6 protein-coding genes and 1 pseudogene are annotated in these 10,536 nt (G+C 43.3%); 2 read left to right on the forward strand and 5 right to left on the reverse strand.

The annotated features are described in order from the left end of the window. The coding region (locus ACFFAP_RS30670; protein WP_375514754.1) for a transposase at positions 1-417 on the forward strand (417 nt) is incomplete at its 5' end. Between the two features lie 220 nt (positions 418-637). After that, positions 638-1,767: pseudogene (locus ACFFAP_RS30675) on the forward strand (ISAzo13 family transposase). 225 nt (positions 1,768-1,992) lie between these two features. On the opposite strand, the gene ACFFAP_RS30680 reads toward ACFFAP_RS30675, so the two are convergent. The 5 genes from ACFFAP_RS30680 to ACFFAP_RS30700 all read right to left on the reverse strand — a co-directional run bounded on the left by ACFFAP_RS30680 (position 1,993) and on the right by ACFFAP_RS30700 (position 10,502). Further along, positions 1,993-2,340 carry a hypothetical protein gene (locus tag ACFFAP_RS30680; RefSeq protein ID WP_375514755.1) on the reverse strand — a complete coding sequence of 116 codons (348 nt, stop codon included), beginning with the start codon at positions 2,338-2,340 and terminating at the stop codon, positions 1,993-1,995. Positions 2,341-2,390: 50 nt separating this feature from the next. Beyond that, positions 2,391-2,720 (reverse strand): hypothetical protein, encoded by a 330-nt coding sequence (locus ACFFAP_RS30685; RefSeq protein ID WP_375514756.1) that lies wholly within the window; start codon positions 2,718-2,720, stop codon positions 2,391-2,393. A gap of 284 nt (positions 2,721-3,004) precedes the next feature. Then, on the reverse strand, positions 3,005-6,094 hold the full coding sequence (locus tag ACFFAP_RS30690; RefSeq protein ID WP_375514757.1) for an efflux RND transporter permease subunit: 3,090 nt from the start codon (positions 6,092-6,094) through the stop codon (positions 3,005-3,007). Between the two features lie 98 nt (positions 6,095-6,192). Next, positions 6,193-7,173, reverse strand: a complete 981-nt coding sequence (locus ACFFAP_RS30695; RefSeq protein WP_375514758.1) for a HEAT repeat domain-containing protein — start codon at positions 7,171-7,173, stop codon at positions 6,193-6,195. Between the two features lie 206 nt (positions 7,174-7,379). Beyond that, positions 7,380-10,502 carry an efflux RND transporter permease subunit gene (locus ACFFAP_RS30700; RefSeq protein WP_375514759.1) on the reverse strand — a complete coding sequence of 1,041 codons (3,123 nt, stop codon included), beginning with the start codon at positions 10,500-10,502 and terminating at the stop codon, positions 7,380-7,382. Positions 10,503-10,536 lie beyond the last annotated feature (34 nt).

Here is a 10,536-nt window from a genome sequence, read left to right on the forward strand (position 1 = left end):
GGACATCTTGATTCAACCACTTTAATTGGTAATTTCTTTTTCGGAAATCACCTAAGTAGTTTGATTGCACAGAGAATATATGGTTTAATCATGGGCTATGAAGACATAAATGACCATGAAACCCTACGCCAAGATTTGATATTTGCATTAGCTGTGGGTCAAGGGATTAATTCAAAGCTTGAATCAATGACTTTAGCTGGTAAAAGTACGTTAAATCGTCTGGAACACTGTCCAGAAAATATAACGTCGAAAGCTGAAAGTCGATATCATCGAATTGAACATGATGCATCAGCTATAGAAACACTATTGGTGGAAATATTTTTAGAATCATATTCTTCCCAACCACGACAAATAACTTTAGATTTAGATGTGACTGATGATCTGGTACATGGTCATCAAGGGACTTCCAAGGAATAAAATCACCACTTATCAGAATGATAATCATTTTTAGGGGGTAAGGAGAAGCAGCCGACGGCTGCTTCTCCTTACCCTTTTTGTAGTAAATTCAATTTGGAGGGAAATTTTTGGGTGGAGAGGAGTGTTGATAGAATTAACTGATTCAGTCAAAAAAGTGTTCTTAGATACAGCAAGCCAACTCAAAGGGGCAGCCCGACGGCGTTTTCAAGCACAAATTGTAATGGAGTTAGGCTATGGAGGACAACTACTGGCTCAAAAAGAATTGGGCTGGGATAGAAATACTATTCGTAAAGGAATTAAAGAATTAAGTAGCGGGATTACTTGTTTAGATAATTATTCTTTTAGAGGGCGTTGGAAAGCAGAAAAACACTTACCAAACCTTTTAGAAGATATTAAAAACTTAGTGGATTCTCAAAGCCAAACCGATCCAAGTTTTAAAAGTCAGAGGTTGTATACACGCTTAACTGCAAGTCAAGTAAGGAAGTTATTAGCTGAAAAATTAGGCTATACTGATGAACAGTTGCCAACTGAAGAAACAATTCGTATCAAATTGAATTATTTAGGTTATCGGCTCAAACGGGTAGCAAAAGTTTTACCTCAAAAAAAATCCCAGAAACTGATGCAATTTTTGAGCAACTAGCAATAGTTAATCAATCGTCGGTGGATGACGAAAGTATTTTACGTCTCAGTCTTGATGCCAAAGCTCGTGTTAGTATTGGCCCTTTTGATAGAGGAGGCAGAAACAGAGCTTTAACTGAGACTTAAGACCATGATTATAAACCAAAAGCAACTGTAACTCCTTACGGTATCTTTCTTCCAGAGTTAGATGAACTATTTTTATACTTTACAGAATCTAAGGTAACGAGTGATTTTATTGTTGATATCTTAGAGGATTTTTGGAAAAGTGAAAGTTGGCGATTTTCAGATATAAAAACACTTATTCTGAATCAAGATAATGGTGGAGAGAATAATTCTCGGCGTACCCAGTTCATGAAACGTATAGTGGAATTCGCTCATCAACACAAAATAAATGTACGTTTAGCTTACTATCCGCCCTATCACAGTAAATACAATCCAATTGAGCGAACATGGGGGATATTAGAGAAATATTGGAATGGTAGTATTTTGGATGAAGTAGAGACAGCTTTAAACTTTGCTCAAAATATGACATGGAAAGGGAAGCATCCTGTTGTCAAGTTAGTAACTCCAGCTTACGAAAGCGGAGTTAAACTTACTAAAAAAGCTATGGATGAAATTGAAAAGCAAATCGAGCGTCTCACCAATTCTACGCATGAAAAATTCCCCAATTTAGGTAAGTGGTTTATTGATATCTATGGTGGGATAACGTAAGAGGAGTCAATTTTTCTAAAAACTTGAAGTTGTAAAAATATTCAATACTAATTATTATCATGCACTTGACATTTACTACAAAGTGCAAAGCTTCTCATGGATATTTAAGAGGGGGAGAAAGCAACCACTTTCTCCGCCTCAAACAATGATTATCATTATTGTTTGAGCGTAGTTTCTTGGTTTTTGTTGATTAATTTATTCTTTGGAAGTCCCTTAATAAGTAATTTAGATAACAGCTAAATCATTTAAGTACTTGAATGCTGGCAACAACGGCATGGGTACGTTGGCGCTACGCGCCAACGCCACTTTGTTGCACGCGTAGGCGTAGCCCGCCGCAGGCATCGCATAAATTGAGTGGTAACAAGCACACATCAGTCGATAACCCGCAACTTGGGTTATTACCAGATTGACCACTAATTGGGCTGGTAGCGATAGCCTGCGTTCCTCTTCAGTTTTGGTGTTAGCGATCGCCTGTTCGATGGCAAAAGCTGGAATCGCTATCTCGATTGCTTTCAGTACGTCACTACTTTGTATATCTGGAGACACCAATGAGAAATCTTTGAGATGCACCACACGCTCATTTTCATTCTTGGGACAATGCTTACTTTACAAGATTTTCAGCCTTAACTGAACCGTATTGACCTATAAGCTTGAAACCTTTGATCCAACAACCCAGACTGGACAATACCATCGCCGCGTCCTTGTAAAGATGTGACTGCTTCACCCCGGCGCATCAAAACCATACGTCCACTGGTAGCATCAACACAACGAAAAGCAATCCGACAAGGAAGGTTATCGCGTAAATCAGGTGGCAATGCTTGTGGGTCATCTTTACTACGTTTCGCTCCTCTTTGTAACCCAATAGCTACATGAATTTTTAACCCACGTCCCCGACGGGCCACCTCACACAATTGTTGGTCGTATGTTTTGCGTAGATTGTCGTCCAGTGGCACAGTCCCAAATAATGTGGTGTAACTGACCTTTGGTTTTACTTCTTCAGGTTTGCTGGGAGTATCGCCAATAATTTCAATTTCAGTAGATCGAAAACTTTTGTAGTTGACGAAATAATCAGGGTTTCAGCCGACGTTTTGGGGCTGATGATCGCGATCGCTTGCACTGCATTCTTAACCCACCAACAACGCCCGTTTCTTGAAAAGCAGACTCTAACAGAATTGCGGCAAATTGTGTTTCTAAACTAAAATGAACGGCTCTTTAGGGTTCTGGAAAACTTTTCGGTTTACTGACTTTGTATACTAAGCTTTTTCCGCCATGCCTCCATGTAAGTGTAAAACACTGGAGTCAGATAGAGAGTTAATATCTGAGAGAACAGTAATCCACCAACGATCGCAATCCCCAAAGGCCGACGTGCTTCTGAACCTACTCCTGTCCCTAAAGCAATCGGGAGTGTCCCAATTAAAGCTGCCATCGTCGTCATCATAATTGGGCGGAAGCGAATCAAGCAAGCGGCATAGATGGCATCAAAGGAATTTTTCCCTTCCTTTCGCTGCGCTTCAATGGCAAAATCCACCAGCATAATACCATTTTTCTTGACGATGCCCACTAGCAGAATGATGCCGATGAAAGAGTAAAGATTTAAATCAACCTGGAAAATCAGCAGCGTCAGTAATGCCCCAAAACCCGCGGAAGGCAAACCGGAAAGAATGGTGATTGGGTGAATAAAATCCTCATAGAGGATACCGAGAATCAGATAGATTACTAAAATAGACACCAACAACAGCACGCCTAAATCGTTGAAGGACTGTTGGAAGGTTTGGGCTGAACCCTGAAAGCTGGGGGTAATTGTTGAGGGTAGCACTTCACTGGCTGCTTGCTTGATGGCATCTGTAGCCTGACTTAGAGACGTTCCTGGTAGCGTGTCAAAAGAGATAGTTGCAGAGGGTAGTTGAGCAACGTGAGTGACAGTGAGGGGGCCGACGTTCTGGGTGATATTAGCGATCGCACTCAGGGGAACCTGTTTTCCACTACTCGATTGCACATAGAGCATCGATAGAGCGCTAGGATCTCGCTGAAACTCCGGTTTCACTTCTAAGATTACATAAAATTGGTCATTTGGGGTATAAATAGTGGAAACCTGGCTGGAACCATAAGCGGCGCTGAGAGTTTGTTCAACTTCTTGGGCGGTAATCCCAAGGGTTGCAGCTTTGTTATGGTCAACTTGGACTTGGATTTGGGGAGTGCTGAGTTGTAAATCGCTGTCAACGTCCCGGAGTCCTGGTAGGGTTTTGACTTTCTCCAAAAGTTTAGGAACGTATTGGCGCAAATCTTGCAAATTCAAGCTCTGCAACGTGAACTGATAAGTAGAATTAGTTTGTTGACCACCGATGGGAATGGCTGGCGGAGAGCGGAGGAATGTTTTAATCCCAGTTGTGCGTCTCAACTTCGGGGTTAGCTCTTGAATGATTTGGTCAGCACTCAGTTGACGTTGAGAACGTGGCTTGAGCCGAATCGTAATTCGCCCGGAGTTGACCGATGCGTTCGGGCCACTTGCACCCACAATCGAGTCAACTGCTTCAATGTTGGGGTTTTTACGAATGATGTCAACAACCGTTTGCTGGTGGCGGCGCATATCATCAAAAGAAATATCTTGCGCTCCTTTGGTGTTCGCCATCAGTTGTCCGGTGTCTTCCGTGGGAATAAATCCTTTGGGAACGATGATGAACAGATAGACGGTCATTACCAGCAGAATGCCAGAACCAATGAGTGTCATTAGGCGGTATTTTAAGACGGGCTTGAGCGTCCAATCATATCCTTGCAATAGTAAATCAAATGCCTGTTCTGAGACTCGATACACCAGATTTGGTCTTTGCTGATGGGATGAAGTTAAAAAGCGACTGCACAACATTGGGGTGAGACTGAGGGAAACAAAACCCGAAACCAAAATTGCTACAGCGATCGTCACGGCAAATTCATGAAATAATTTACCGATTATTCCACTCATAAACATGATTGGGATGAACACCGCCACTAGGGAGAGGGTCATTGACAAAATTGTGAAGCTGATTTCCTTTGATCCCTTCAATGCCGCATCTAGGGGAGATTCGCCCATTTCTCGATAACGGACAATATTTTCCAACACCACGATCGCATCATCCACGACAAAGCCCACGGAAAGGGTCAACGCCATTAGTGAGAGGTTGTCTAAGGAGAAGCCCGACAGATACATTACAGCAAAAGTCCCAATAATGGCTACAGGTAGCGCCAAACTAGGAATTAGCGTTGCAGTTATGTCACGCAAGAATAAGAAAATTACCAAGACAACTAGACAAACCGAGAGAACCAAGGTAAACTTTACATCGTTGACAGAGGCTCGGATTGTTTGGGAGCGATCGTACATAATTCCCATCTCAATCGATTTGGGAACTTGTTCGCGGAGTGTAGGTAAAAGTTTCTGGATGGCATCAACGATATTTACAGTGTTGGCTCCAGGCTGCGGCTGCACGGCGAGAACAACGGAATGGCGGTTTGTCACCTTGCGATCGCTATACAAATTTGAGACTTTGACGTTTTGTTCACTGTCAATCACCTGCCCCAAATCCTGGAGCCGCACGGGCGCACCATTCTTATAAGTTACAATCAGCTGGCGATAGCTGGCAGCATCGGTGAGTTGACCGTTCGCCTGAATCGTATAACTTTTGTAAGGGCCAGAGAGACTACCAGTTGGTAATTTGACATTTCCCTGTTGAATTGCAGTTTTCACCTGAGTTAGACCAATTCCCCTCGATGCCAACTCTCGCGGGTCAAGCTGGACGCGGACTGCATATTGCTGTTGACCAAAAACCTGTACCTGAGCAACACCATTGATCATTGAGATTGGCTGACCAACTGTTACCTCTGCGTATTCATCTACTGTCGAGATTGGCTGTGTCTCAGAATACATATAGAGGAAGAGAACTGGTGAGACAGACGGGTTAACTTTGCGGTAAGTGGGCGGGTGAGGCATTCCGGCGGGCAGTTGTCCGGCTGCGGCTGAAATGGCTGCCTGCACATCTTTTGCAGCATCCTCCACTCTGCGGCTAAAGTCAAATTGTAGGGAAATGTTGGTGCTGCCAGTTGAACTGGTGGAATTGAATGAATTGAGTCCGGCAATTTCGGTAAACTGTCTTTCTAGGGGTGCGGCGACCGAAGATGACATTGTTTCGGGCGTGGCACCAGGGAGACTAGCAGAGACAGAAATAAAAGGATATTCAACGTTAGGCAGCGCACTGATGGGTAACAGGAAATAACTCATTAGACCGAAGATGAGGATACCCATCATTACCAAGGTGGTCATGACCGGACGACGAATGAAGAGTTCTGAAAGGTTCATGAGTTGTGTTCTCCCAGAAATGTGGTAGCGATGCGATCGCTAAATATCAAATATAATGTCAACGTGAGTTTGATAAATATGTGATAGGTGCAACAACTCTATCTCTGATTTTTAAACATCTCTAATGCTTCCTTAACTGCTTCTTGAACCATTGGATCTGGATCTTCTAAAAGCTGCGATACAAACTCCACAGCCTCAAATGCTTTGATTTTTCCTAAAGCAAACGCCGCTCTACTACGAACCCATTTGCTAGGGTGTTGAAGTCCTTGAATTAATGCATCTACTGCTCGAAGTTCTTCGAGTACTAGTACTACAGAAAAGCCGGAATCATATTTTTCATCTTGCAGCAGATTAAGAAGAGTATTAACTATTTTAGTTTTTAGGCTACTTAATGGAATTTCTATTTCATAGCTATTGCTCATATATAGGTCGTTATGAAGTAGCTGTACGGTTTGCCAAGAGGAATCTTCAGGAAATATTTTCAGAAATCTTTCCAGAGCTAAGTCTGTAATTCCTGAGTTGTACTTTCGATATGCAGCAGCATACTTTTTCTCATCTTTCTGTATGTAACCGTTGCGCTCGATGAAAAATCCCCCAGTCTCGTAAGATTCTGCCAGGGTCAACATCATGGCTGTTAAATTGGTATATCGCAGTGAAATATCCACAATTTCGGAGATAGAAATTACAGGGGAAGTTGCTTGTTCATCATCTGTGGCGACGACTGCCAAAAATTCCATATCCGACATACAGACTGGCAAGATAGGTTTACCTGCATACTTATACATCAGGGCTATTTCTTCATGTTCCTCTACCCAAGTTTGAGCTTCTTTCACTCCTGACTCTAAACTTAAAAGGTACATATAATCAAATATCCAATCATCTGCACACTTATCTATTGGATATCCATTTGACCATTGATAAATTTCCCTAACTTCTTCGGATACTTTAAAAGATAGACCACTGAATAAATTATCTATTTCTAATGGACTTAAACCTGATGCTAATGATGCAATTTTTGCTGGATGATTTTTTTTGAACCAGTAATTAATTCGGGCTAATGCATTTTTAAGATCCGACATAAGTGTTTGATTTGTCATTCGTCATTAAGAAAATCAGATTTAGTCTCAATACGGTTGGTTAAGGCTAAAAGTTTTATTTTTTAACGAACCGCCTTCTCTGCGAGAGGCTTTGCCAACGCGCAGCGTCTCGCAGAGGATACAGAGAGAAGAAAGAAATGCTTAATCCAAGCGTATTGAGATAAAAGACTGATGTTGCTTGTTGAACATTACGATCGCCCACCTGTAAATGAGAAGACTCGACGGAACTTAACTTGACTGAGCTTTTTCCGCCATGATTCCATGTAGATGTAGAATACGGGAGTTAAATACAGGGTCAATACCTGAGAAAACACCAGTCCGCCCACAACTGCAATACCTAGAGGACGGCGCGATTCTGAACCAGCCCCAAATCCGATCGCTATGGGCAAGGTTCCCATGAGTGCTGCCATTGTCGTCATCATAATCGGGCGGAAACGCACCAAGCAGGCTTGATAAATCGCCTCAGATGGCTTTTTCGATTCATTTCGCTGGGCAACAATTGCAAAGTCCACCATCATGATGCCGTTTTTCTTGACGATGCCTACTAAGAGAATTATGCCGATGAAGGAGTAAACATTCAGTTCGACATGGAATATTATCAGCGTTAACAATGCGCCAAAACCTGCTGAAGGCAAACCGGAAAGAATCGTAATCGGGTGAATGAAATCCTCATAAAGAACACCCAAAATCAGATAAATTACTAGGACAGCGATCGCTAACAGTAAGCCCAAACTCGGCAGTGAACTTTGAAATACCTGGCTTGCGCCCTTAAAGTTGGTGCTAATACTAGCAGGAATCACCTGATCAATCAGTTTTTCAATCTCTTGGTTGGCATTTCCCAAAGACACACCGGGGGCGAGGTTAAAGGAAATGGTGGCGGCGTTCATCCGACCGTTATGATTGACCATTAACGGGCTGACTCCCTGAGATAGTTTGGCAAATGTCTTCAGAGGGACTGCCACTCCTGTGCTGGAGTTAATGTACAATGTCAACAAAGCATTGATATCCTCTTGATACTGAGGTGCTAATTCTAAAATCACCTGATATTCATTGGTCGCTGCATAGATGGTTGACACTTGGTAGGAACCGTAGGCATTTCTCAGGGTATTTTCGATTTGCTCGGCAGTGATCCCATAAGTTGAAGCTTTATCGCGGTCAATGTCAATTTGAATTTGGGAAGCAAACTGTAAATCGCTGTTGACATCCTGGAGTTCTGTCAAGGTTTTCATCTTGACAACAAGTTGAGGAACATACTTCTGTAAGGGTTTGACATCAGAACTCTGGAGTGCTAATTGATAAAGTCCTGTACTTTGTTGAGCGCCAATAGGAATCGCTGGGGGATTTTGTAAAAATACTTGGATGCCTGGAACAGTGGCGAGTTTGGTTCGCAAATTTTGAATGATTTCGTCAGCCCCAAGCTGGCGCTCTGATCGCGGTTTTAACCGAATAAACAAACTCCCGGAATTGGCTGCAACTGCTGCTCCACTGCCATTAGCACTCGCTCCCGCCCCAATATTGGAGTTGACTGCATCTACATTCGGGTCTTGGCGGATCAGGTTAGCAACTGACTGCTGATGCTGGACAAGATTATCGAAGGATGCATCCTGCGCTGCTTGGGTAATGCCTGTAATTTGTCCGGTATCTTGGCTAGGAATAAAGCCTTTGGGAACTATCACCAACAACCCAACTGTCACCGCCAATAGAACGACAGATAAAATCATCGTGGTAAAATGATATTTTAAGACTTTTTTCAGACTCCAATCGTACAAACCCAGCAAGCGATCAAACACATATTCGGAAGCTTGATATAACCGACTTTGATGGGCATGATCCACAGGACGCAGAAAACGGCTGCACAACATCGGAGTCAGACTCAAAGACACAAAACCAGATACGAGAATTGCAACTGCGATCGTCACAGCAAATTCATGAAATAATCGTCCCAGCACTTCACTCATGAACAGCATGGGGATGAAGACTGCAACCAAAGAAAGAGTCATCGACAGAATTGTGAAACCAATTTCTCTTGAACCATTCAACGCCGCTTCTAGCGGCCGTTCCCCCATTTCCATGTGACGGACGATATTTTCCAGCATGACGATCGCATCATCCACTACGAAGCCTACCGAAAGGGTCAACGCCATTAGCGACAGGTTATCTAGTGAGTAGTGCAGCAAATACATCACAGCAAAGGTGCCAATCAGCGAAACGGGTAATGCCAAACTGGGAATCACCGTCGCCGAAAGGTTCCGCAAAAATAGGAAAATTACTAAGATAACTAAACCAATGGTCAGAATCAACGTAAATCTGACATCATCCACTGAATCTCGAATCGACTGAGATGCATCATATAGAATCCCAATTTCCACGGATGCCGGAATCTGGCTTCGCAAATTTGGGAGCAATTTCTTAATCGTGTCTACGACTTGCACCGTATTGGTTCCTGGCTGTCTTTGAATGGTAAGAATAATCGCGCGGGTATTGTTGTACCAGCTTGCTACCTTGTCATTTTCTACACTGTCAATGATCCGCCCCAGTTGATTAAGATAAATGGGCATTCCATCTTTGTAAGATACAATCAGCTGGCGATAAGCAGCCGCATCCTGGAGTTGACCGTTGGTTTGGACTGTAAAATTCTTATGATTTCCGGAAAGACTACCGGTGGGCAAATCGACGTTATTCTGTTGAATCGCCGTTGCTACCTGATCTAACCCAATTTGCCGTGTTGCCAATTGCTGCGGATCGAGTTGAATTCGAGCCGCATACTTTTGGGAACCATAGACAGCTACCTGTGCTACCCCATTGATTGTAGATAGCTTTTGCGCCAAATAAGTCTCAGCATAATTGTCTACCTGGGAAAGGGGCAAAGTAGGAGAGTCCAGATAAAGGTAAAGAATCGGTTGATCGGCGGGGTTAACCTTGCTGTATGTAGGAGGATTAGGTAAATCGTCAGCAATTTGCCCCGATGCTCCCGATATCGCTGCTTCCACATCCTGTGCCGCATCATCAATATTCCGACTCAGGTTAAATTGCAGGGTAATTTGAGTCTGTCCCAGAGTGCTAGTTGAGTTGAGCGAATCGAGTCCAGCAATGCTGGAAAATTGCTTCTCTAAGGGACGGGCAACTGATGCTGCCATCGTTTCGGGGCTGGCTCCTGGTCGAGCGGCACTTACCTGAATTGTGGGATAATCCACACTTGGTAAATCGCTGATTGGCAGCAAGCGATAACTCATGAAACCGAAGATCAAAATCGCCGCCATCACCAGAGTCGTCATGATCGGACGGCGGATAAATGGTTCTGAGAGGTTCATGAATCACCTCCGCCTGACATTGAGCGTTCTCCCC

Source organism: uncultured Nostoc sp. (genome assembly GCF_964245575.1).
Taxonomy (GTDB): Bacteria; Cyanobacteriota; Cyanobacteriia; order Cyanobacteriales; family Nostocaceae; genus Nostoc.